Annotated in this window: 22 protein-coding genes; 10 read left to right on the top strand and 12 right to left on the bottom strand. The window is 71.7% G+C overall.

Going from position 1 to position 21,402, the window contains the following annotated elements; genetic code table 11:
* Positions 1-121 precede the first annotated feature (121 nt).
* From FB467_RS15685 to FB467_RS15705, 5 genes are all read right to left on the bottom strand, one after another.
* Positions 122-1,486 (bottom strand): TRAP transporter large permease, encoded by a 1,365-nt coding sequence (locus FB467_RS15685; RefSeq protein WP_141785932.1) that lies wholly within the window; start codon positions 1,484-1,486, stop codon positions 122-124.
* On the bottom strand, positions 1,483-2,160 hold the full coding sequence (locus FB467_RS15690) for a TRAP transporter small permease subunit (protein ID WP_141785933.1): 678 nt from the start codon (positions 2,158-2,160) through the stop codon (positions 1,483-1,485). Before FB467_RS15690 ends, FB467_RS15685 begins: the two co-directional genes overlap by 4 nt.
* Positions 2,161-2,163: 3 nt before the next feature.
* Complete coding sequence (gene dctP / locus FB467_RS15695) at positions 2,164-3,222, bottom strand: TRAP transporter substrate-binding protein DctP (RefSeq protein WP_141785934.1); 1,059 nt, start codon at positions 3,220-3,222, stop codon at positions 2,164-2,166.
* 147 nt (positions 3,223-3,369) lie between these two features.
* On the bottom strand, positions 3,370-4,863 hold the full coding sequence (locus FB467_RS15700; RefSeq protein ID WP_141785935.1) for a carboxyl transferase domain-containing protein: 1,494 nt from the start codon (positions 4,861-4,863) through the stop codon (positions 3,370-3,372).
* The gene (locus FB467_RS15705; RefSeq protein WP_141785936.1) at positions 4,860-6,050 is read right to left on the bottom strand and encodes a CaiB/BaiF CoA transferase family protein; all 1,191 of its coding nucleotides are present in this window, start codon (positions 6,048-6,050) and stop codon (positions 4,860-4,862) included. The genes FB467_RS15700 and FB467_RS15705 overlap by 4 nt, the downstream gene beginning before the upstream one ends.
* A gap of 78 nt (positions 6,051-6,128) precedes the next feature.
* Here FB467_RS15705 and FB467_RS18585 point away from each other — a divergent pair, with 78 nt between their 5' ends.
* Genes FB467_RS18585 through FB467_RS15725 form a run of 5 tightly spaced genes read left to right on the top strand, consistent with a single transcriptional unit; the run spans position 6,129 to position 9,572 of the window.
* Complete coding sequence (locus FB467_RS18585) at positions 6,129-6,869, top strand: FadR/GntR family transcriptional regulator (protein ID WP_170230783.1); 741 nt, start codon at positions 6,129-6,131, stop codon at positions 6,867-6,869.
* A 2-nt stretch (positions 6,870-6,871) separates the two neighbouring features.
* Positions 6,872-7,573, top strand: coding sequence for a maleylpyruvate isomerase family mycothiol-dependent enzyme (locus FB467_RS18590; RefSeq protein WP_170230785.1), 702 nt, complete (start codon positions 6,872-6,874; stop codon positions 7,571-7,573).
* Positions 7,574-7,631: 58 nt separating this feature from the next.
* Entirely contained in the window at positions 7,632-8,681 is a 1,050-nt protein-coding gene (locus FB467_RS15715; RefSeq protein ID WP_141785938.1) for a GNAT family N-acetyltransferase, read from the top strand.
* A gap of 9 nt (positions 8,682-8,690) precedes the next feature.
* Positions 8,691-8,882: a DUF6104 family protein gene (locus FB467_RS15720; RefSeq protein ID WP_141785939.1), complete on the top strand. Its 192-nt coding sequence runs from the start codon at positions 8,691-8,693 to the stop codon at positions 8,880-8,882.
* A 30-nt stretch (positions 8,883-8,912) separates the two neighbouring features.
* Positions 8,913-9,572, top strand: a complete 660-nt coding sequence (locus FB467_RS15725) for a GDSL-type esterase/lipase family protein (protein ID WP_141785940.1) — start codon at positions 8,913-8,915, stop codon at positions 9,570-9,572.
* A 16-nt stretch (positions 9,573-9,588) separates the two neighbouring features.
* Here the strand turns inward: FB467_RS15725 and pheA are convergent, their stop codons facing one another.
* Both pheA and FB467_RS15735 read right to left on the bottom strand, forming a co-directional pair.
* On the bottom strand, positions 9,589-10,524 hold the full coding sequence (gene pheA / locus FB467_RS15730) for a prephenate dehydratase (RefSeq protein ID WP_211350625.1): 936 nt from the start codon (positions 10,522-10,524) through the stop codon (positions 9,589-9,591).
* Between the two features lie 88 nt (positions 10,525-10,612).
* A complete protein-coding gene (locus tag FB467_RS15735; protein ID WP_170230787.1) occupies positions 10,613-12,085 on the bottom strand; it encodes a sugar transferase in 1,473 nt (490 codons plus the stop codon).
* 381 nt (positions 12,086-12,466) lie between these two features.
* On the opposite strand from FB467_RS15735, the gene FB467_RS15740 reads away from it, so the two are divergent.
* Genes FB467_RS15740 through FB467_RS15750 form a run of 3 tightly spaced genes read left to right on the top strand, consistent with a single transcriptional unit; the run spans position 12,467 to position 15,196 of the window.
* A complete protein-coding gene (locus FB467_RS15740; protein ID WP_141785942.1) occupies positions 12,467-13,396 on the top strand; it encodes an ABC transporter substrate-binding protein in 930 nt (309 codons plus the stop codon).
* Between the two features lies 1 nt (position 13,397).
* A complete protein-coding gene (locus FB467_RS15745) occupies positions 13,398-14,363 on the top strand; it encodes an amino acid ABC transporter permease (protein ID WP_141785943.1) in 966 nt (321 codons plus the stop codon).
* Positions 14,363-15,196: an amino acid ABC transporter ATP-binding protein gene (locus tag FB467_RS15750; protein ID WP_141785944.1), complete on the top strand. Its 834-nt coding sequence runs from the start codon at positions 14,363-14,365 to the stop codon at positions 15,194-15,196. Before FB467_RS15745 ends, FB467_RS15750 begins: the two co-directional genes overlap by 1 nt.
* Before the next feature lie 26 nt (positions 15,197-15,222).
* Here the strand turns inward: FB467_RS15750 and FB467_RS15755 are convergent, their stop codons facing one another.
* Genes FB467_RS15755 through alr form a run of 4 tightly spaced genes read right to left on the bottom strand, consistent with a single transcriptional unit; the run spans position 15,223 to position 18,791 of the window.
* Positions 15,223-15,798 carry an arsenate reductase/protein-tyrosine-phosphatase family protein gene (locus tag FB467_RS15755; protein WP_141785945.1) on the bottom strand — a complete coding sequence of 192 codons (576 nt, stop codon included), beginning with the start codon at positions 15,796-15,798 and terminating at the stop codon, positions 15,223-15,225.
* Between the two features lie 10 nt (positions 15,799-15,808).
* On the bottom strand, positions 15,809-16,360 hold the full coding sequence (gene tsaE, locus FB467_RS15760) for a tRNA (adenosine(37)-N6)-threonylcarbamoyltransferase complex ATPase subunit type 1 TsaE (protein ID WP_141785946.1): 552 nt from the start codon (positions 16,358-16,360) through the stop codon (positions 15,809-15,811).
* Complete coding sequence (locus tag FB467_RS15765; protein ID WP_141785947.1) at positions 16,357-17,550, bottom strand: alpha/beta fold hydrolase; 1,194 nt, start codon at positions 17,548-17,550, stop codon at positions 16,357-16,359. Before FB467_RS15765 ends, tsaE begins: the two co-directional genes overlap by 4 nt.
* On the bottom strand, positions 17,547-18,791 hold the full coding sequence (gene alr / locus FB467_RS15770) for an alanine racemase (RefSeq protein ID WP_141785948.1): 1,245 nt from the start codon (positions 18,789-18,791) through the stop codon (positions 17,547-17,549). Before alr ends, FB467_RS15765 begins: the two co-directional genes overlap by 4 nt.
* A gap of 60 nt (positions 18,792-18,851) precedes the next feature.
* Here alr and FB467_RS15775 point away from each other — a divergent pair, with 60 nt between their 5' ends.
* Positions 18,852-19,439, top strand: coding sequence for a TIGR03086 family metal-binding protein (locus tag FB467_RS15775; RefSeq protein WP_141785949.1), 588 nt, complete (start codon positions 18,852-18,854; stop codon positions 19,437-19,439).
* 53 nt (positions 19,440-19,492) lie between these two features.
* A complete protein-coding gene (locus FB467_RS15780; protein ID WP_228393465.1) occupies positions 19,493-20,191 on the top strand; it encodes a YoaK family protein in 699 nt (232 codons plus the stop codon).
* 13 nt (positions 20,192-20,204) lie between these two features.
* Here the strand turns inward: FB467_RS15780 and FB467_RS15785 are convergent, their stop codons facing one another.
* Positions 20,205-21,326, bottom strand: a complete 1,122-nt coding sequence (locus tag FB467_RS15785; protein ID WP_141785950.1) for a 3-isopropylmalate dehydrogenase — start codon at positions 21,324-21,326, stop codon at positions 20,205-20,207.
* Positions 21,327-21,402: the final 76 nt, after the last annotated feature.

Raw genomic sequence — 21,402 nt, forward strand, 5'->3', positions numbered from 1 at the left:
CACCTGGCCCGGCCGAGGCGTCGGTCAGCTGGGGCCCGGCACTCGTCACGGACGCACGCGAGAGGGGCACGACCACCGTGGTGGTCGTGCCCCTCTCCGGTGCGTCCTTCGGGGAGCCGGGCTATCCGCCGGTGGCGACGCCGCTGGAGTAGAGCTTCTCGGGCAGCCAGGTGATGATCTCGGGGAAGACGGAGAACAACACGAGGGCCAGCGCGAGGATTCCGACGTAGGGCAGCGCACCGATCAGGACTTCCTTGAGCGGGATGTCCGGGGCGATCCCCTTGATCACGTAGAGGTTCAGGCCGACCGGCGGGGTGATCAGGCCCATCTCCATGTTGATGGTCATCAGCACCCCGAACCAGATCGGGTCGAAGCCGAGGGTCAGGATCACCGGCAGCAACACCGGGGTGACCATCACGATGATCGACACCGGCGGCAGGAAGCAGCCCATCACCAACAGGATCACGTTGATGATCAGCATGACCACCCACTTGTTCATGTCCAGGTCGGTCACCAGGGTGGCCAGGTCCTGCGGGATCCGCAGGTAGCTCAGCACCACGGCGATCACGGCCGAGAAGCAGGTGATCAGCAGGATCATCGTGCTCTGGTTGGTGGTCTCGAGCAGGACCTTGATCAGGTCCTTGCCGCGCAGTCCCCGGTAGCCGATCCCGATCAGGGCCATCACCAGGACCACGCCGACCGCGGCGGCCTCGCTCGGGGTCGCGATGCCCCGGTAGAGGACGAACAGGACCGCGAAAACCAGCAGCGCGAAGGGCACCACCTTGGCCAGGCTGACGAACCGGTCCGGCCAGGAGTACAGCCGCGCCGTGACCTTGCGGGCACCGTGGTGCGGCAGCACGTCCGGACGGCTCGCCCGACGCTCCTCCATCCGGGTCGCGATGAAGATCCAGATGCAGAACATCGCGGTGATCACGATGCCGGGGATGATGCCGCCGGCGAAAAGCTGTCCGATCGACTGCTCCGCCGCGATGCCGTAAAGGATCAACGTCACGCTGGGCGGGATCAGGATGCCGAGGGTTCCACCGGCGGCGACGGCACCCGTGGCGATCCGGGAGGAGTAGCCCCGGGTCGCCATCTCCGGGATGGCGACCCGGCCGATCGCGGCGGCGGTGGCCGCGCTGGCACCGGTGAGCGCGGCGAAGATGGCCGAGGCCAGCACGCTGCTCATCGCCAGCCCGCCCTTGACCCGGGACAACCAGGCCTCACCGGCCTCGAAGAGCTGCTTGCTGGCCGTCGACCCGCCGAACAGGTTGCCCATCAGCACGAACAGCGGGATGGCGAGCAACCCGAAGTCGTTCATCGAGTCGAAGACCATTTTGCCGAATAGGTCGAACTGGTCCGGCCCGAGGAAGATGACGATGGACAGGATGGCCGTGATGGCCAGCGCGAAGGCGATCGGCATGCCGGTCAGGAACAGCACCATCGCCATCGCCAGGATGATGCCGCCTTGGGCGAAGGAGCTCATCGGCCGGCCTCCGTGTCGTCGTCGGTGGGTCGCGGTTCGTCCTGGGCGGCCGCCTCGGCCTCCGCTTCGGCCCCTGCCTCGGCTTCCGCCGCGGCCGCGACGCCGATCTGTTCGATCTCCTGCTCGACGACCGCCTTCTCACCGCCGTGGCCCATCAGCATGACCTCGGACATCGGGATCTTGCCGGTCAGTCCCCTGACCCCGTCGACGATCATCGCGACGTACTGCAGCGCGACCGCGCCCATCCCGACCGGCAGGATCGTGTAGACGACCGACAGCGGCGCCCGCCACGCGGTGGAGGAGGTGAAGCCGCCCTCATAGGCCTCGAGCCAGATCTTGAACGAGGTCCAGAAGACGATGAGGACCACGCCCAGGCAGAGCACCGCGGTGACCAGCCGCAGGATCAGCTGGGGGCGTGGCCCCAGCGCCTCGACGACCAGGTCGACGCCCACGTGCGCGTGGTGCTTCAACCCGTAGGCGGCCCCCACGAAGGTGACGAACATCAGCAGGTAGATGGTCAGTTCGGTCTGCCAGACCGTCGGCGCCCCGAGGAAGTAGCGGGCGGTGACCGCCTGGACGGTCACCGCCGTCGCCGCCAGCAGGGCAATGCCGCACAGGTAGCCGGTGAGCTCGGAGAGGGCGTTGGCCCACCGGAAGGTGAGGATCGACTTCATCGGTCAGTCGTGTTGTTCCTGGGCGAGCTCCAGCAACTCGGCACCACCCTCGACATCCGCGGCGTAGGCATCCCACTGCTTCTGCGCCAGCTCCAGCCACTCGTCGAAGGCGGCGTCGTCCATCTGGACGACCTCGACGCCGGCGTCCGCGAAGATCTTCTCGACCCGGGCGTCGTCCTCCTCGGAGGCGGTGTAGGCGTAGTCCTGCAGGTCCGCACCGACCTTGTCGACGGCGGCCTGCTGGTCCGAGCACAGCTTCTCGTAGGAGCCGGTGGAGATGATCAGCGGCTCGAACATGAACCAGAAGGTGTTCTCGGTCGGCGAGGTGAAGGACTTCACCTGCTCCTGCAGGTTGTAGGAGGCGAACGAGCCGGTCGAGGTGACGGCGGCGTCCAGGACCCCGGTCTGCATCGCGGTGTAGATCTCGTTGCTGGGCAGGCTGGAAATGCCCGCGCCCGCGTCCTCGAGCATGAACTCCACATAGGAGCCGGCGGCCCGCATCGTCATGCCGGGCTCGACGTCGGAGGGGCTCACGATCGGGTCGGTCTTGGACCCGATCGCGCCGGCGTTCCACACCCAGGTGAGCAGGTGGGCGCCGTTCTCCTCCATGTTGGCCACCAGCGCGTCGCCGATCGGGCTGCCCTCCCAGGACTGCGCCTGCGCGTGGTTGCGCACCAGGCCGGGCATCAGCGTGACGCTCCACTCCGGCACCCGGCCGGAGGCGTAGTCCAGCGGGAAGACCGACATGTCGATCGAGCCGTTCATCATCGCGTCGTACTGCTCGGTGGACTTGGACAGCGTGCTGTTCGGGAAGACCTGGACCTTGACCTGTCCGTCGGTCTCCTCCTCCACCCCCTCGGCGAACTTCTGGGCGATCAGGGACCGGAAGTCCCCGTCCTCACCCGTTGCCTCGGGCCACTGGTGCGACAGCCGCAGCGTCACGTCCTCGCAGTCGCCGCCAGCCGTGCTGCCGCTGTCGTCGCCACCGCCACCGCCGCATGCTGCGAGCACCAGGCTCGAGCCGAGGGCCAGGGCCACCAGGGGCGAGATTGGGTTCCTCATTGATCCGTCCTCCCTCGAGGGACTACTCCGTCCCAGGGCGCCAGTGGCCTATCCACTAGTCCTCGCTGGACAGTAGCCACGGTCACAGCGCAGGTCAAGAAACAACACACACGTATGCCGATCCGTTGCGAAGCCGTGATCCTCCGGTCACCGCCCGGTCGGCAGGCCCAACCGCCGGTACCGGGTCCGACGGTCGGCGAAACGCTGCTCGGGGTCCTGCGCGAGCACCTCGAACAGGGTGGCCCGGAGCACGGCTCCCATGCGGAGGCAGAACTGCTCGGGCTCCTCCGCGGCGTCCGGCAGCTCGGGCACGACGTGGTCCACCACGCCCTGCCGGAGCAGGTCGAGCGAGCGGACCTGCTGGGCCGCAGCCAGTTCCGGGGCGTGCGAGGTGTTGCCGTGCAGGATCACGCTGGCGCCCTCCGGCGGCAGGGGGGACAGCCACCCGTGCTGGGCGGCGATCACCCGGTCGGCGGGGATCAGCGCCAGTGCGCCACCACCGGTCCCCTGCCCGAGCAGTACCGAGATGGTGGGTGCCGGCAGCGAGCTGAGGTCGGCCAGGCACCGCGCGATCTCCATCGCCATCCCCCGCTCCTCGGCGTCCTGGCTGAGGGCTGCGCCCGGCGTGTCGATCACGGTGACCAGCGGCAGGTCCAACTCGGCCGCCAGCCGCATCCCGCGCCGCGCCTCCCGGAGCGCACCCGGGCCCATCGGCTGCTCGTCGGTCTGCCCCCGGCGGTCCTGTCCGAGCAGGACGCAGGGCGCCCCGCCGAAGGTGGCCAGGCACAGGATCACCCCCGGATCCACCTCGCCGTCGCCGGTCCCGCTGAGCGGGACCACGTTCTCGGCCGCCATCCGCAGCAGCCTGCGCACACTGGGTCGCTCCGGCCGCCGGGAGAGCTGGATGGATTCCCAGGCGGGGATGTCGGGCAGGTCGTCGCGCGGGGGCACCTCGGGCACCGGGAAACCGCGGCGCGGGGCGAGGAGCACGGTGAGGGCCGCCGCGGCCAGGTCCCGCAGCCCCTCCGGCGGCACCACACCGTCGATCAGCCCGTGCGCGAAGAGGTTCTCCGAGGTCTGCACGCCGTCCGGGAAGGGCTCGCCGTGCAGCGCCTCGTACACCTTCGGGCCGAGGAAACCGACCAGCGCCCCCGGTTGGGCCACGGTGACGTGACCCAGCCCACCCCAGGAGGCGAGCACGCCACCGGTCGTGGGGTGCCGCAGGTAGACCAGGTAGGGCAGCCCCGCCGCCTTGTGGTCGTTGAGCGCCGCGGAGATCTTCACCATCTGCAGGAACGCGGTCGTGCCCTCCTGCATCCGGGTCCCGCCGGAGGCGGTCGCCGCCAGCAGTGGCAGGCCCTCGGCGGTCGCCCGCTCGACGGCCGACACCAGCCGTTCGGCCGCGGCGACCCCGATCGACCCGGCCAGGAAGGAGAAGTCGCAGGCCATGATCGCCACCCGGCGACCCTGGAGCAGCCCCTCCCCGGAGACGACGGACTCGTCCAGGCCGGACCGCTCGGCCGCCCGGGCCAGGCTGCCGGCATACGCCTCGTCCGCGTCCACCTGGATCGGGGCCCCGTCCCAGCGGACGAAGGTGCCAGGGTCCAGCGTGGTCGTGATCAGCTCGAGGGTGGCGTTCACGACTCGGCGAGCCACTGCCGGATCGACTCCCCGTCGGCGTCCAGTGCCGGGGGTGCGGAGTGGTCGCGCTTGGTGGTCTCCACCTCGGCGCCGTCCTCCACCCGGAAGGTCCGCAACGGCGGGCCGGGCAGGCTGATGGTGCCCAGCAGCGGGTGCTCCACGTCGATCAGCAGGCCCTGCGAGCGGGTCTGGTCCCACTCGTAGACCTCCTGCAGGGTGCGCACCCGACCCGCCGGCACCCCCGCCTGGGCGAGCCGGTCGAGCAGGTCCGCACCGTCCAGGTCGGCGAAGGCGTCCTCGATCACCTCGATGAGGCGGGGCCGGTTGGCGACCCGGTCCGGGTTGGTCGCCAGGCCGTCCATGGCCGGGTCCAGGTCGAAGGCGGCGCAGAACTTCTCCCACAGCGACTGGTTGGCCACGGCCACCTGGACCGCTCCGTCCCGGCAGCGGAAGAGGCCGTACGGCGCGATGGAGGGGTGGTGGTTGCCCTGGGCCGCCGGCACCTCACCGGCGACGGTCCACCGGGTGCCCTGGAAGGCATGGACCCCGACGACGCTGGCCAGCAGCGAGGTCCGGACCACCTGGCCCTTGCCGGTGCGGGCCCGCTCGAGCAGCGCGGAGACCACGCCGTACGCGCCGTACATCCCGGCCAGCACGTCCCCGATCGGGACGCCCACCCGCTGCGGGTCGTCCGGCCCGCTCCCGGTCAGGGACATCAGGCCGGCCTCGCCCTGGGCGATCTGGTCGTAGCCCGCGCGTCCCCCCTCGGGGCCGTCGTGGCCGAAGCCGGACACGGACAGCACGACCAGGCCGGGGTTGAGCTCGGCCAGCCGGGCGGTGGAGAACCCGAGGCGGTCGAGCACGCCCGGACGGAAGTTCTCCAGCAGCACGTCCGCCCGGGTGATGAGCTCGGTCAGCACCGCCCGGTCGTCCTCCCCCTTCAGGTCCAGCGCGATGGACTCCTTGTTGCGGTTGCAGGACAGGTAATAGGTGGCGACGTCACCCTCGTCGGTCGGCATGAACGGCGGCCCCCAACCCCGCGTGTCGTCCCCCTTGCCGGGCACCTCCACCTTGATCACCCGAGCCCCCAGGTCGGCGAGCATCATCGCCGCGTGCGGGCCCGCCAGGGCACGGGTGAGGTCGACGACGAGCGTGCCGGCCAGGGGACCTGTCGAGGTCTGGTTCATGCGCCATTTCTCCTTAGACGAGCGGATTGGCCTAGCCAATAGGACAATCCGCCTGGAAGTCAATATCCTGTGCCCATGATGGCCTCACCGACGGAGGAGCCGGACTCTGCCCTGTCCCGGATGCCGCGCCAGCGGCTCTACGAGCAGATCGTCCAGCAGTTGTTGCGCCACGTCGAGACCCGGGGCCTGGCTCCCGGGGACCGGCTCCCCCCGGAGCGCGACCTGGCGGCCACGCTCGGGGTCAGCCGCGCCTCGATCTCCCAGGCTCTGGTGGCCCTGGAGGTCCTCGGTGTCGTGTCGGTGCGGCACGGCGACGGCGCCATGCTGCTGGACCGGCGCAGCGAGCACCAGGTGCTCACCGCGCTGCGCAGCCACCAGGCGAGGCTCCCGGAGGTCATCGACGCCCGCGCGGCGATGGAGGGCACGCTGGCCCGGCTGGCGGCCGTTCGGCGCACGGACGCGGACCTCGCGGCGATCGACGCCGCCCTGGACAAGATGGAGGCGGACATCGACGCCGGTGCCCGCGGGGTGGACGGGGACAAGGCCTTCCACGCGGCCATCACCGCCGCCGGGCACTCCCCGCTGCTGGCCCGGCTGATGGCCGAGATCTCCGAGCTGATCCGGGAGACCCGCCTAGAGTCACTGGCCCAGCCGGGACGCCCCCGGGAGTCGCTGGCCGCCCACCGCCGGATCACCGAGGCGATCCGCGCCGGGGACGCCGACGGCGCCCGCGTGGCGATGGAGGACCACATCGCCCTGGTATCCGACGTCGCGCTGAACCGGGAGCACGACCCCGGCCCGCACCCCGAGGAGGACTGACCGTGGCCGGCTCCCACCTGGACGCGAACCTGGAGCTGCTGGCCGGCGAGACCCGTGCCCTGGTGGACACCGTCGCCGCGCTGCGCCCGGAGGACCTGGCCGCACCGACGCTGTGCCCCGGCTGGTCGAGGGCCCACGTCATCACCCACGTCGCCCGCAACGCCGACGCCCTGGACAACCTCTTGCACTGGGCCCGGACCGGCGAGCGCCGGGACGCCTACGGCTCCGAGGAGCAACGGGCCGCGGCCATCGAGGAGGGCGCCGGACGCGGACCGTCCGAGTTGCTCGCAGACCTGACCGACAGCGCGCAGCGGTTCGCCACGCACGCGGTCGACCTGCGCGGCCCCGCCGGTCAGGCGGAGGTGCTTACCCGCACCGGCACCCCGGTCCGCGGGGACCAGGTGCCCACCATGCGGCTGCTCGAGGTGGTCGTCCACCACGTCGACCTGCTCGCCGGCTACACCTTCGCCGACAGCGACCCGGGCTTCGTGCAGCGCACCCTGCGTCGCGCCGCCCGGACGGCGGGCGCCGGCGGACTCGACCTGCGGTTGCGGACCCCCGACGGCCAGGAGCTGCCCGTGGGGGCGGGCACCGGCCCGGTGGTCACCGGCAGTCCCGCGGACCTGCTGCTGTGGCTGGTCCGCGGGCGTGCGGAACGGCTGACCCACGACATACCGCTGCCGGACCCGCCACCCTTCGCCTGAGCGCCCCGTCACCGCTCGTGGGGGCCACCCACCCGATGCGGATGCAAAAATAGCCGGCATGAGTCTCGCCGAACGCGCCGACCACCTCACCCCACCACTGCCGGACTGGTCGGCATACGAGCCGACCGACGCCGACATCGACGACCTCGTGGCGTTGCTCCGCAGACACGAGAAGGAAGCCCGCGGCTGGCCTGGCGCGGACAGCGAGATGGTGGAGGCGGAGGTCGCCGGGCGGGGCGCGGACACCCGCAACCACCTCATGGTGCGCGACCCCGAGGGCGTCGCCCGGGGCTGGGTGAGCTGCCACGACCGGGCCCGCGGCCGCGTCCTGGTCGGCGTGACCGTGGACCCGAACCTGCCCGACGACCTGGCGGACCCGGTCGCGGCATGGTGCTTCGAGCGCGCCGAGGAGCTGGCGACGGTGATCGGGGTGGACCGCGGTCTGGAGCGGACCCAGATGGACTCCGGCGCGTTCGCCGACGACGACCGGCAGCCCCGGTGGCTGACCGCGGCCGGCTTCCGGCACGTCCGCGACTGGTGGCAGATGACCCGGCCGGTGGCGCCTGAGGAGGCGACCTCCCTCCCGGAGCCCCGGGAGGGAGTCACCGTGCGTCTCGTCGCCCGCGACGGCGGCGGCCGGTTGCCGGACGAGCAGGACCTGCGCGACGTGCACATGGTGTTGGAGGCCTCGTTCGCCGACCACTTCAACTCCTACCGGGAGACCTTCGAGGAGTTCCTGCACCGGCTGCGCGCCGACCCGGGGCACCGGTGGGACCACTGGTGGCTCGCCGAGGTCGACGGTCAGCCGGCGGGGGCCCTCGTGGCGGTCGCGGTGACCGGCCGCACCACCCGGGACGGCCAGGAGCAGCCGGACGGGTCCTACGTCGAGTACATCGGGGTGCACTCGCGGGCCCGGGGCCGGGGCGTGGCCAAGTCGCTGCTCTACGCGGTGATCGCGGACGCCGCGGAGCGGGGCCGCAACCGGGTCGGGCTCGAGGTCGACGCGGACTCCCCCACCGGCGCGGACGGGCTCTACCGCTCCCTCGGCTGGGAGACCGTCTACACCACCCAGTCATGGCACCGGGATCTCGCCCTCCCGGCCGGATAGTCTGCCCCTGTGTACTTCACCGACCGGGGCATCGAGGAGCTCGCCTCACGACGGGGCGAGGAGGAGGTCAGCCTGGACTGGCTGGCCGCCCAGTTGCGCACCTTCGTGGACCTCCATCCCGAGTTCGAGACCCCGGTCGACCGGCTGGCCACCTGGCTCGCCCGGCTCGACGACGACCTCGACGACGACCTCGACGAGTGAACCGCACCCGATGAACAGGAGAGAGCATTCGTGACGTCCGGCACTGACGGCGCCCCCGTCGAGTTCACCCCCAGCGCCAACTTCCAGGTCGGCGACGGCCCACGCGACATCGGCCTGTGCTTCGCCGGCGACGGCTTCGTCGCCGGCTACGGCGACCCCAAGGCCCTGGGCTGGGTGAGCCGGGTGGTCGGCCGGACCCCGCTGCAGGAGGCCGACCTCAGCGCCTACAACCTGGGCGTGCGGGGCGACTCGAGCGCCGACGTGATGCACCGGTGGCGCACCGAGTGCCCGCCGCGCTGGAAGGACCGTGGGGAGCGGCGGCTCGTCGTGGGCGTCGGGTCCGAGGACGTGGCCCAGGAGATCACCACGGCCCGGTCCCGGCTCAACCTGGCCAACATCCTCGACGAGGCCACGACGACGGGGATCTCCACCTTCGTGGTGGGCCCGACCCCCCAGCTGGATGCCCAGGTCAACGCCAAGCTGGCCCAGTTGTCCGACGCGCAGGCCGACGTCTGCGCCCGCCGCGGCGTCCCCTTCGTGGACTGCTTCGCCCCGCTGCGCGAGCACGACCAGTGGCAGTCCGACCTCGCGGCCGGCGACACGGTCCACCCCGGGCAGGCCGGGTACGGGCTGATCGCCTGGCTGGTGCTGCACGCCGGCTGGCTGCGCTGGCTGCAGCTGGCCGCCTGAGCGCCGCGGCGGACGCTCAGGCGCGGCCCTGCAGCCGGGTGACCCAGTCCTGGGCCTCCCGGTATGCCGTGGGGCCCGCCTCGTCGGCGACCGGCTGGACGACCCCGTCGGCCCGCGGGTAGGAGCCGAGGAAGCGCACCTGGGCGCAGGTCCGTTTCAGGCCCACCAGCGCCTCGGCCAGCCGGGGTTCGGCGATGTGTCCCACCGCCTCGATGGTGAAGCAGTACTTGCCGATCCCCTGCCCCGTCGGGCGCGACTCCAGCCGGAAGAGGTCGATGTCGCGGACCGCGAACTGCTCGAGCAGCTCCAGCAGCGCACCCGGCCGGTTGTCGCGGATGAAGGCCACCATGGTGGTGGTGTCGGCCCCGGTGGGCGGTGGCGGCGGCACGTCCCCGCGGGCCAGCTCGACGAACCGGGTCACCGCGCCGCGGTGGTCGGCGATCCCGTCCTCGAGGACCACCAGCCCGTGCACCTCGGCGGCCAGCGCCGCCGAGATCGCGGCGTCGTAGACCTCCGCGCCGACCAGGGCCGCGGCGCGGGCGGTCGAGGACTCGGGGATCAGTTCGACGCCCGGGAGGTTCCGGGCGACCCACTCGCGGGTCTGCGCCATGGCGACCGGGTGGGTGGAGACCCGCCGGATATCCTCGCGGGTGGTCCCCTCCCGGACCACGAGGGCGAACTCGACGGCGATGTGCGTCTCCCGGGTGATCACCAGCGGCAGGCCGTGGATCAACTGGTCCAGGGTGGAGGACACCCCACCCTCGATGGAGTTCTCGAACGGCACCACGGCCCGGTCCACCTCCCCCGACCGCAACCCGTCGAGGGCCGCCTCGACACCCGGGGCGGCCCAGGTTTCCTCGGCGTCGGGATACAACCGGCGCAGCGCCTGCTGGGTGAAGGTCCCCGCCGGACCCAGGTAGCCGATCCGCCGCGGTGCCTGCTGCTCGCTCACACGCGAACCCTAATCGGCCCGCAACTGCGGCGAGCCACCGAGCCGACCGTAGTGGTCGGGCCGATGGCTCGCGGCCGGGCAGGGGCGCTCAGTACGCGCCGCTCTTCCGGCTGTCCAGGACCACCCGGAAGGTGCGCCAGATGATCATCAGGTCGAGCAGCGGCGTCCAGTTCTCCACGTAGTACAGGTCGAGACGGACAGCCTCTTCCCAGGCCAGTTCGGTGCGGCCACTGATCTGCCAGAGGCCGGTCATGCCCGGGTTCACCAGCAGTCGGCGACGGGTGTCCTGCTCGTACAGCTCGACCTCCTTGGGCAGCGGCGGCCGGGGGCCGACCAGGCTCATCTGCCCGAGCAGGACGTTCACCAGCTGGGGCAGCTCGTCCACGCTGTACTTGCGCAGGTACTTGCCGACCCGGGTGACCCGCGGGTCCTCCCGGATCTTGAACAGCGGTCCGGCGCCCTCGTTCTGGGCCTGCAGCTCGGCCAACCGCGCCTCGGCGTCCACGGCCATGCTGCGGAACTTGATCATCTGGAACGGGGTGCCGTTGCGGCCCACCCGCTCCTGCCGGAAGAACACGGGCCCCGGGTCGTCCATCCGCACCAGCAGCGCGACGACGAGGAACACCGGGGCCAGCAGCAGCAGCCCGAATGCGGCACCGACCCGGTCCAGGACCGACTTGACGATGGCGCGGGGACCGGTGAAGCGCGGCGCCTCGACGTGGATCAGCGGCAGCCCGTCGATCGGGCGGGTGACCACGCGCGGGCCCGCGACGTCCATGATGCCGGGAGCGACCACGAGCTCGATGGTGGTGCCCTCCAACGCCCACCCGAGCCGGCGCAGCCCCTTGGTGCCCAGACCGGCCGAGCTGGAAACGGCGATGACGTCGACCCGGTGCGCGAGCGCCTGGACCAACACGTCGGCCTCCCGGCCGAGCACCTGCGTCTTCTCGTCGAACTTGACCGCCGGGTCGTCGGTGCAGACGCCGAGCACCTTGTAGCCAGCGCCCGGGGTGCGCGCCAGCGCGGTGGACAGGCCCTGGACGTGATCGTAGTCACCGACCAGGAGCACCCGGTCCGACATCCGGCCGGCCGCGCGCTGGGTCACCAGCCACTTGCGCGCCGTCCAGCGGCCGGCCAGCAGCAGCAGGGTGGCCAGCGGGAAGGCGTACAGCACGTAGCGGTGCGCACCGTTGACCTGGTAGGCGAAGGCGGCGACGGAGAACGCGGCGAGCAGCCAGATGCTGGCCGTGACCACGTTGCGGTACTCCTGGATGCCGTGCCCGATCACCCGGGCGTCGTAGGTGTTGTGCCACTGCAGCAGGAGCATCCAGCCCACGGCCAGGCCCAGACCGAGGATGATCGTGCGCAGCTGGTCCGGTGAGGACTCCGAGGTCGGGAACAGGTTGACCTCGCCCAGTCCGACGAACTGGACCGCGACGATCGCGATAAGCACCATCGCGAGATCGAGCGCGCGGACGGCATACAGGTAGCGGGTGAGGTACCGGCGCAGGCCCACCGGCCGACGACCGGAGGCCTGGGCCCGGGTGCCGAAGTCGGGCATCACGAACAGCGGTGGCGCGTGGCGTCCGTCGGCTACACTTCCCCCGCCCATCGCTCCGAGCAGCGATTCCCCTGCCTCGGCTCGCAAATGTGCAGACATCTCATTCCTGGCGTTGTGTCGACTCAGTCGGGCTCGCCTCCGGGTCACCGAGGGCTTTTTACTGTTTCTTGACCATCAGCAGACTAGATGTTTGGCAGGCATTTGGCTAGTCCTGCCGCCGAAATCGTCCCGGAAGGTCCTTCGGTGCATCGCGGGGGAAGAGTCGCCCCCGACCGTCCTGATACATGGAGGCGCTCGGCGGACACACACCGTGGGTGCTGTTGTCCACGGGAAACTTGGTGCAGGATGACCCCACAGACCGCCCGACGGAAGGACGACCCCATGACCCGGCGAACCACCAAGAGCGCGACCCGCTCCCTGATCGCAGTGGCGGCCCTCGGGCTCGTACTCGCCTCGTGCGGGTCCGACGAGGGCGACCCCGGGGATGCCGGGGGTGGCGACAGCAGCGCCGGTGAGGAGGGCGCGGGTGGCGGCACGACGGTCGAGGCCGACGAGGAGCTGGCCGCCATGGTGCCCGAGGACATCGCCGAGGCCGGGGTGCTCCGGGTCGGCACGGACGCGTCCTACGCGCCCAACGAGTTCTTCGACGAGGACGGCTCCACCATCGTGGGCTTCGACGTCGACCTGTTCGACGCCGTCGCGGCCAAGCTCGGCCTGGAGACGCAGTGGGAGAACTCCTCCTTCGACACGATCATCGTGGGCGTCTCCAGCGACAAGTACGACGTGGGCGTCTCCAGCTTCACGATCAACGAGGACCGCAAGACGCAGGTCAACATGATCAGCTACTACAACGCGGGCACCCAGTGGGCGGTGGCGACCGGCAACCCCGACGGCGTCGACCCCGACGACGCGTGCGGGCTGATCGTCGCCGTGCAGACGGGCACCGTCCAGGAGGAGGACGACCTGCCGGTCCGGCAGGAGGCCTGCGGCGACAACCCGTTCACCGTCCAGTCCTACGAGGGCCAGGACGAGGCGACTTCCGCGCTGGTGACCGGCAAGGCACAGGCGATGCTGGCCGACTCCCCCATCATCGGCTACGCGGTCTCCCAGACAAACGGCCAGATCGAGGCGGTCGGTGAGGTCTACGACGCCGCCCCCTACGGCTATGTGGCACCGCTGGAGGACACCGACCTCGCCGATGCCCTCGCCGCGGCCCTGACCTCCCTGGAGGAGGACGGCACCTACGGCGAGATCCTCGCCGAGTGGGGTGTCGAGGACGGCGCGATCGACGACTTCGCCGTCAACCCCTGAGATGAGTCAGACCCCTGCCGGCCCCGAGGCGGGGGCCGAGGAACGACCGGGGCGGATCGACGCCGTCCCGGTCCGCCACCCCGGGCGGTGGCTCGGCGTGGCGATCATCAGCGTGCTGGTGGCGATGTTCGTCAACATGCTGATCACCAACGAGAAGTTCAACTGGCCGTTCGTCTTCGAGTCGATGTTCAAGCCGCCGGTGATCAACGGCCTGCTGATGGGCACCCTGGTGGTCACCGCCCTGGCCATGCTCATCGGCGTGACGCTGGGCGTCCTGCTGGCCGTGATGCGGTTGTCCCCCAACCCGGTGCTCTCCGGCGTGGCGTTCGCGTTCGTCTGGTTCTTCCGCGGGGTGCCCCGCCTGGTGCTGCTCACCATCATGGGCAGCCTGGGCATCCTGTTCATCGGCGGCCTGGACATCGGCATCCCGTTCGACCAGCAGATCCTCGGCCTGTTCGGGATCGATGGTGACTGGCGCTTCCTGACCCTGGACGCCAACCAGGTCTTCGTCGGGGTCGCCGGCGGCGCGATCGGCCTGGGCCTGTCCGAGGCCGCCTACATGGCCGAGATCGCCCGGGCGGGGATCCTGTCCGTCGATAGCGGCCAGACGGAGGCCGCCGAGGCGCTGGGCATGGACGGCAGCACCACCATGCGGCGGATCGTGCTCCCCCAGGCGATGCGGGTGATCGTGCCCCCGACCGGCAACGAGCTGATCTCGATGGTCAAGGACACCTCCCTGCTGATCGGCGTGCCGGTCAGCACCGAGTTGTTCTTCCAGCTCAGGTCCATCGGGTCGCGCACCTACGAGGTCTTCCCGGTGCTCGTGGCCGCCTGCATCTGGTACCTGATCATCGGCAGCATCCTGATGGTCGGTCAGTACTACCTGGAGCGCTACTTCAACCGTGGCTACGGCGCCCGCCGCGACGCCGCGCCGGTAGCGGCCAACGACACGGCGGAGGGAGTGTGATGGGTATGCAGCCACTCGTCCGCGCGGTCAACGTCACCAAGGCGTTCGGCCACAACGAGGTGCTCAAGGGGATCGACCTGTCCGTGGAGTCCGGCCAGGTCGTCACCCTGCTGGGCCCCTCGGGTTCGGGCAAGACCACCTTCCTGCGCTGCATCAACCAGTTGGAGACCATCGACGGCGGCCGGATCTGGGTCGACGGCGACCTGATGGGCTACCGGGAGGACGGCGGCAAGCTCTACCGCCTGACCGACCGGCAGATCGCCGCGCAGCGGCGCAACATCGGCATGGTCTTCCAGCGGTTCAACCTGTTCCCGCACAAGACGGTGCTGGAGAACATCTGCGAGGCACCCGTCGTGGTCCAGGGGCGCAAGCGCCGGGCCGTGGAACAGGAGGCGCTGACCCTCCTGGAGCGGGTCGGTCTGCAGGACAAACCGCGGGCCTACCCCAACCAGCTCTCCGGCGGCCAGCAGCAGCGCGTGGCGATCGCCCGGGCGCTGGCGATGTCCCCCAAGCTAATGCTCTTCGACGAGCCGACGTCCGCGCTGGACCCCGAACTCGTCGGGGACGTCCTGGCCGTGATGCGCGACCTGGCGCTGAGCGGCATGACCATGGTCGTGGTCACCCACGAGATGGCCTTCGCCCGGGACGTGAGCGACCACGTGGTCTTCATGGACGGCGGGGTCGTCGTCGAGGAAGGGCCACCGAAGGAGGTCCTGGTCAACCCGCAGCACAACCGGACCCGCAACTTCCTGCAGCGGGTCCGCGAGGAGCACGCCGACGGGGTCGAGGAGGTGCCGGACCACGTCCGGCAGCCGGGCGAGCCCGTCGACTGATGCCTCCCTGACGGGCGGCCTCCCGGTCAGCGCCCGGTGAGCGCCCGCGACAGGTGCGGGAGCAACGCGGCGACCTGGTCGCTCATCAGCTGGTAGGTGGCGGCGGACCGCATGTAGGGGTCGACGATGTCGACCGCGGCGGCCTCCCGCGGGGGACGCAGCCCCCGTTGCGCGGCCAGCGCCCCGGTGACCTCCCGGACCCACTGGGCACTGTCGTCGGTGTCCGGCAGGTCCTCCGCGGGCAGGTGCTCGGCGAGGTCGGCGAAGTCGCCGACGGTGAAGGTGTAGCGCAACGCCTTGGGATAGGTCTTCACGACGGCGGCCCGGTGCTCCCGGGTCGCGGTCAGCACCAGATCGGCCGCGGCCACCAGGTCGCGGGTGAGTTGCCGGGAGACGAAGCCGTCGGCGCTGCCGCCGAAGCCGGCCAGGCGCTCCGCGGACTGCTCGTCCATCGGATGGCCGACCATGGCCATCGTCCCAGCGCTCCGCACCGGCACGGTGCCGGCGCCCCACCGCTCGTCCACCATCCCCTGCAGCACGCGCTCGAGCAGCGGCGAGCGGCAGATGTTGCCGGTGCACACGGTCAGGATCTGTCCCTCCATGACCCGGACTCTACGGGGCGGCCGAGGTCACCTCGGCCAGGGCCTGCACGACCTCGCTCTCCGACCAGCGCTGCCCCACGGTCCGCAGGGTGGCGACCCGATAGTCCGGCAGCGCGCCGGGGTCCGGCACGGCACGTCCCGCCACCGGCGGCTCCGCCACCTCCTCGGGGTGCCGGAGCACGACCTCCAGCCGGGCCTCGGTCAGCTGCTCGACCAGGCCCTGCCCCCACTCCACGACCGTGACCGAGGACTCGACGGAGTCGTCCAGGTCCAGGTCGTCCAGCTCGGCCGCCCCGTCCAGGCGGTAGGCGTCCACGTGCACCAGGGCCGGGCCGCCGACCTCCGAGGGGTGCACCCGGGAGATGACGAAGGTCGGCGAGATGATCGGTCCCCGCACCCCGAGCCCCTCGGCGAGGCCCTGGGTCAGGGTCGTCTTGCCGGCGCCTAGCCCACCGACCAGGAGCACCAGGTCGCCGGCCCGCAGCAGCCTGCCGAGGGCGGCACCGAACCGGCGGGTCTCCTCCGCGTCGGCCAGCCGCCGGGTCAGCTGCTGCCCGGTCACGCGTCCGTGCGCCGCGGCTGCGCCCGGCGCCTCGTCGGGCGGGTGGCCCGGTCGCGGCGCTGCTTGTCCAGGTCGGTGACCCTGCGCCGGGACCCACGGGTCGCCCGCGAGGCCGCCGGCGCCGGGGTGACGGCGGCCCGCTCGGCGCGCCGGGCCAGGGCCAGGATCTGCTCGCCGACGACCTGGGGGTGCTCCAGCATGATGATGTGCCCGGCGTCGGCCACCACCACGTGGTCGGCACCCGGCAGCAGCTCCACGATCTCGTCGCTGTGCTCGGTCGAGGTCAGGATGTCCTTGTCCCCGTTGAGCACCAGCACCTCCACCCCGTCCAGGTTGGCCAGCGCCGCCCGCTTGTCGTGCCGGTTCAGGGCGGGGGTGTAGGAGGCCATCACCTCCATGGTGGTGCCGAAGATCATGTCGGCGGTGAGCCGCACCACAGACAACGGCACCGGCGAGGCGAACGAGCCCCGGTCGACCAGGAACTCCTGGAGCTGCCGCCCGCCGCGCATCACCGAGTCGACGACCTCCTGCCGGCCGGCCATGGTCGACATCGCCACCGGGCCGAGCCGGTTCACCACCCCGCCGAGCAGCTTGCCCATGCCCCAGGTGACCCGCTCCAGCCCACCGGCGCTGGTCGAGACGAGCGCCACGCCGACCACCCGCTCGCGGAACAGCTGGGGGTCCGCCTCGGCGAGGGCCATGATCGCCATCCCACCCATCGAGTGCCCCACGAGGACCAGGTCACCCTCCGGGACGACCTCGTCGACCAGCCGGTGCAGGTCGGACCCGACCTGCTCCACCGTGTTGTGCGACGGCTCGCCCGTGCCGGACGACCCGTGCCCGCGCTTGTCCCACACCACGACCCGGTAGCCGGCCTCGTGCAGCATCCGCCGCTGGTAGACCCAGCACCGCAGGTCCAGCGTGTAGCCGTGCCCGAGGACGATGGTCGGCCGGCCGGGTACCGGTTCGTCCGGCTCGTCGATCTCCACGTGCAGCGGCACGCCGTCGTCGGCGACCACCACGGCCGTGCTCGTCGGCTCCACGGTGAAGTCCTCGTCGGTGCCGAGCGCGACCGCGTGCTCCCGGTCCCGCCAGAGGCGGTCGATGGCCACCCCCGCCACCGTGGCCAGGCCGGCCGCCGCGACTCCGGCGCCGATCCCCAACAGCTTGTTGCGATCCGTCTCGATCACCCTTCCGCACCGCTCTGGACGGCCGCCGACGCGGCCGCGCTTCCGACATACACCCGGGGCACCCGGGGCCCGAACCGGGTGACGATCTCATAATTGATCGTCCCGACGGATTCTGCCCAATCCTGCGCCGTCGGCTCGCCCGCCGTGCCGGGGCCGAACAGCACCACCTCGTCCCCCGCCCGCACCGGCAGGTCCCCCACGTCCACGACGAACTGGTCCATGCACACCCGCCCGGCGATCCGCCGCCGTTCCCCCTCCACCAGCACGGACGCCCGGTTCGAGGCGTGCCGGGGCACCCCGTCGGCATAGCCGAGCGGGATGTCCACCAGCGTGGTCGGACCCGGGGTCGTGTAGGTGTGCCCGTAGGAGACCCCTTGCCCGCCGGGCACCCGCTTGACCACCGCCGCGCGGGCCACCGCGGTCATCGCCGGGACGAGGCCGAGCTGCTCGGGGGTGCCGATCTCGGGGGCCGGCGACAGGCCGTAGACGGACAGGCCGGGACGCACCAGGTCCCACGCGGACTCGGGGGTGGTCAGCGTCGCGGCCGAGTTGGACATGTGCCGCACCTCGGGAGTCAGGCCGGCCCGCTCGGCGATCGCCACCGCATCGGCGAAGGCTTCCTGCTGGTGCCGCACCGTCGGGTGGCCGGGCGCGTCGGCGTAGGCGAAGTGGGTGAAGATCCCGACCACCCGGACCGCGCCCTCGGCCTCCAGCCGCCGGGCGTGGTCGACCAGGATCTGCCAGTCGGTATGCCGTGCGCCGGCGTCCGCGAGGAAGGCACCGTTGCGGCCCAACCCGGTGTCCACCTTCAGGTGCACCCGGGCGGTCTCCCCGGTAGCGCGGGCCGCCTCCAGCACGGCATCCAGCGTCCACGGCGCGGACGCCGCGAGGTCGATGCCCGCGGTGAGCGCCGGGGCGAAGTCCATCCCCGGCGCGTGCAACCAGGACAGCACCGGTGCGGTGATCCCCGCGGCGCGCAGCGCCAGGGCCTCCTGCAGCTGGGCCACGCCGAGCCAGCCGGCACCGCCGGCGAGCGCGGCGCGGGCGCTCGGCACCAGGCCGTGGCCGTAGGCGTCGGCCTTGACCACGGCCATCAGGTCGGCGGCGCCGGCCCGGCGGCGGAGCTCTCCCACATTGGCGGCGATGGCGTCGAGGTCGATCCGGACCTCGGCGGGGTGCCGCAGGACGACCGGGTGCTCTCCGGTCTGCTGCGGCTCTGGTGTCGGCGGCGTGGCATTCATGGTGAGGGCCAGTCTGGCAGTCCGGTTGCCGTCCGGCGTGCACCTGGGCAGACTCGGGCCATGAACGACCGGCATCCCGACCTCGATCCGGCGGGCGTCGCGCTGCTCAACGCGCTCGGCGCCGTGCACTCCGAGCACCTGGACCTGCCGACGCCGTGCCGGGACTGGCCGGTCAGTGTCCTGATCGCCCACCTGGACGAGTTGACCAAGGCGTTCGCCGACAGCGCGGCCCGGGAGTTCGGCCCCTGGACCGACAACCCGCCGGCCGAGCGCGAATTCGTGCTCGCACAGGGCTGGTCGACCCGGCTGCCCCGACACGTCCAGGAACTCGTCCTGGCCTGGCACGCCCCGGGGGTCTGGGACGGGGAGACCCGGATCGGCGGGGTCGACCAACCCGCCGAACAGGTCGGCCTGGCCGCGCTCACCGAGGTGGTGCTGCACGGGTGGGACCTGTCCCGGGCGATCGGGGTGCCGTACGAGCCCGACGAGGCGACCGCCCGGGCCGTCCTGGACTACCTGGAGTCGCTCGGCGACGCGCGGGAGGGTGCCTACGGTCCGGCGGTCCCGCTGCCGGACGACCTCACCCCGGAGGCGGACACGCTGGACCGGGCACTCGCGCTCAGCGGGCGGTCCCCCGACTGGTCCTGACCGGTCACGGGTCCCTGCGCCGGGCGGGGACCGCCGTTTGGTAGGCAGGTGGGGTGACCACGTCGCCGCGCCGCGAGCGCCTCCACCTCGTCCTGATGCTGATCCTCACGTTCTCCACCGGGGTGGTCGACGCCGTCGGCTACCTCGGCTTCGACCGGGTGTTCACCGGCAACATGACCGGCAACGTCGTCATCCTCGGGATGGGCCTCGCCGGGGCCGAGGAGCTGCCGGTCCTCCGCCCGCTGCTGGCGCTCGGGCTGTTCCTGGTGGGGGCCCTGCTCGGGGGGCGGCTGTCGACCCACGAGCAGGGCTGGACCCGGCGGACCACCCTGGCGTTCGGGCTGGCCGCCCTCTCGCTGACCCTGCTCGCGGTGGTCATGGCGACCCTGGACGCGGCCGACTCCGGCCCCGTCGGCACCGTCACCACCTCCACCCTCGCCCTGACGATGGGCCTCCAGGCGGCCACGGCGAAGAGGCTGGGCGTCACGGACGTCAGCACGGTGGTGGTGACCTCCACGATCACCGGCCTTGCCGCCGACTCCCGCCTCGCCGGCGGTCAGGGCCCGCGCAGCGGCAGGCGGGCGCTGGCCGTGCTCCTGATCCTGCTGGGGGCGCTGACCGGCGCCCTGCTGCTGCGGATCGACCCGTGGGTGGGCGTGGCCCTGTCGGCGACCCTGTGCCTGGTGGTGACCTGCGCGGGCCACCGGGACTCCCGGCGGGAGGTCCCGGTGGCGGCCACGCAGCCGGCGTGAGCGCGGCGGTCCGTCAGGCGTTCGCCACGGCCGCCAGCTGGGCCATCAGGCTGTCCCCGCCCAGGAGGTCGGAGTCCACCTCGCCGAGCCGGTCCACGATCCGTTGGCCGACCACCTCGGTGGTGGCGCCCATCGCCTCGCCGGCCAGGGCCGGGAGCTCGGAGAGCACGGACGCTGCGGCGGCCTCCACCGCGGCGGCGGCCTCCCCCTCGCCGAGGGTGCCCAGGGCCAGCGCCAGGGAGAGCACCGCGCCCGCCGGGTTCGCCCACCCGCGCCCGGCGATGTCCGGCGCCGAGCCGTGGATCGGCTCGAACATGCTCGTGCCGGACCCGTCCAGGTTGAGGTTGCCGCTGGCGGCGACCCCGAGGCCACCGGCGAGCACGGCACCCAGGTCCGTGACGATGTCGCCGAACAGGTTGTCGGTGACGACCACGTCGAACCGCTCCGGCGTGGTCGGCAGGTGCATGCACATGGCGTCCACGTGGACGTAGTCGGTCTCCACGTCCGGGTACTGCGCCGACAGCTCTTCCACCACCGACAGCCACAGCCTGCCGGCCTCGACCAGCACGTTCGTCTTGTGGCACAGGGTGAGCTTCTTGCGGCGCTGCTGGGCCAGCCGGAAGGAGAAGTCCACGGCGCGGTGCGCGGCATACCAGGTGTTCACCGACTCCTGCACCGCCACCGCGGCGGGGGTGCCGCGGTGCACGGTGCTGCCGCGGCCGACATACGCGCCCTCGCTGTTCTCCCGGACCACGACCAGGTCGCACCGCTGCGGCGTGAGGCCCGCGATCGGGGTGGGCACCCCCGGGTAGAGCCGCACGGGGCGCAGGTTGACGGCCTGGGTCATCGCGGCGCGCATGGCCAGGATCACGCCGTGCTCGAGGATCCCCGGGGTCACCTTGGGGCTGCCGATGGCACCGAACAGGATCGCGTCGTTGCTGCGCAGCTCGGCCACCGCCTCGTCCGGGAGGAGCTCCCCGCTCTCCAGGTACCGGTCGGCCCCGAGGGAGACCGTGGTGCGCTCGGTGCTGAAGCCGAACCGTTGCTCGGCGGCGTCCAGCACGGCGAGTGCCGCGTCGGTGACCTCTGGCCCGATCCCGTCCCCGGGGATGACGGCCAACCGGTGATGACCCATAACGACTCCTTCGTTTGCATACAACTCTGGCGGATACAGTGTGTCCTACGTCAACCACCTCGGAAGGAGTGGCCCC

This window comes from Ornithinicoccus hortensis (genome assembly GCF_006716185.1).
In the GTDB taxonomy this organism is placed as follows: Bacteria; Actinomycetota; Actinomycetes; order Actinomycetales; family Dermatophilaceae; genus Ornithinicoccus; species Ornithinicoccus hortensis.

Excerpts from the sequence above, each read along its gene's own strand:
- FB467_RS15685 (WP_141785932.1), bottom strand. The coding sequence starts at position 1,486 with ATGAGCTCCTTCGCCCAAGGCGGCATCATCCTGGCGATGGCGATGGTG.
- FB467_RS15690 (WP_141785933.1), bottom strand. The coding sequence starts at position 2,160 with ATGAAGTCGATCCTCACCTTCCGGTGGGCCAACGCCCTCTCCGAGCTC.
- dctP (WP_141785934.1), bottom strand. The coding sequence starts at position 3,222 with ATGAGGAACCCAATCTCGCCCCTGGTGGCCCTGGCCCTCGGCTCGAGC.
- FB467_RS15705 (WP_141785936.1), bottom strand. The coding sequence starts at position 6,050 with ATGAACCAGACCTCGACAGGTCCCCTGGCCGGCACGCTCGTCGTCGAC.
- FB467_RS18585 (WP_170230783.1), top strand. The coding sequence starts at position 6,129 with ATGGCCTCACCGACGGAGGAGCCGGACTCTGCCCTGTCCCGGATGCCG.
- FB467_RS15715 (WP_141785938.1), top strand. The coding sequence starts at position 7,632 with ATGAGTCTCGCCGAACGCGCCGACCACCTCACCCCACCACTGCCGGAC.
- FB467_RS15735 (WP_170230787.1), bottom strand. The coding sequence starts at position 12,085 with ATGCCCGACTTCGGCACCCGGGCCCAGGCCTCCGGTCGTCGGCCGGTG.
- FB467_RS15740 (WP_141785942.1), top strand. The coding sequence starts at position 12,467 with ATGACCCGGCGAACCACCAAGAGCGCGACCCGCTCCCTGATCGCAGTG.
- FB467_RS15745 (WP_141785943.1), top strand. The coding sequence starts at position 13,398 with ATGAGTCAGACCCCTGCCGGCCCCGAGGCGGGGGCCGAGGAACGACCG.
- FB467_RS15750 (WP_141785944.1), top strand. The coding sequence starts at position 14,363 with ATGGGTATGCAGCCACTCGTCCGCGCGGTCAACGTCACCAAGGCGTTC.
- FB467_RS15755 (WP_141785945.1), bottom strand. The coding sequence starts at position 15,798 with ATGGAGGGACAGATCCTGACCGTGTGCACCGGCAACATCTGCCGCTCG.
- alr (WP_141785948.1), bottom strand. The coding sequence starts at position 18,791 with ATGAATGCCACGCCGCCGACACCAGAGCCGCAGCAGACCGGAGAGCAC.
- FB467_RS15775 (WP_141785949.1), top strand. The coding sequence starts at position 18,852 with ATGAACGACCGGCATCCCGACCTCGATCCGGCGGGCGTCGCGCTGCTC.
- FB467_RS15785 (WP_141785950.1), bottom strand. The coding sequence starts at position 21,326 with ATGGGTCATCACCGGTTGGCCGTCATCCCCGGGGACGGGATCGGGCCA.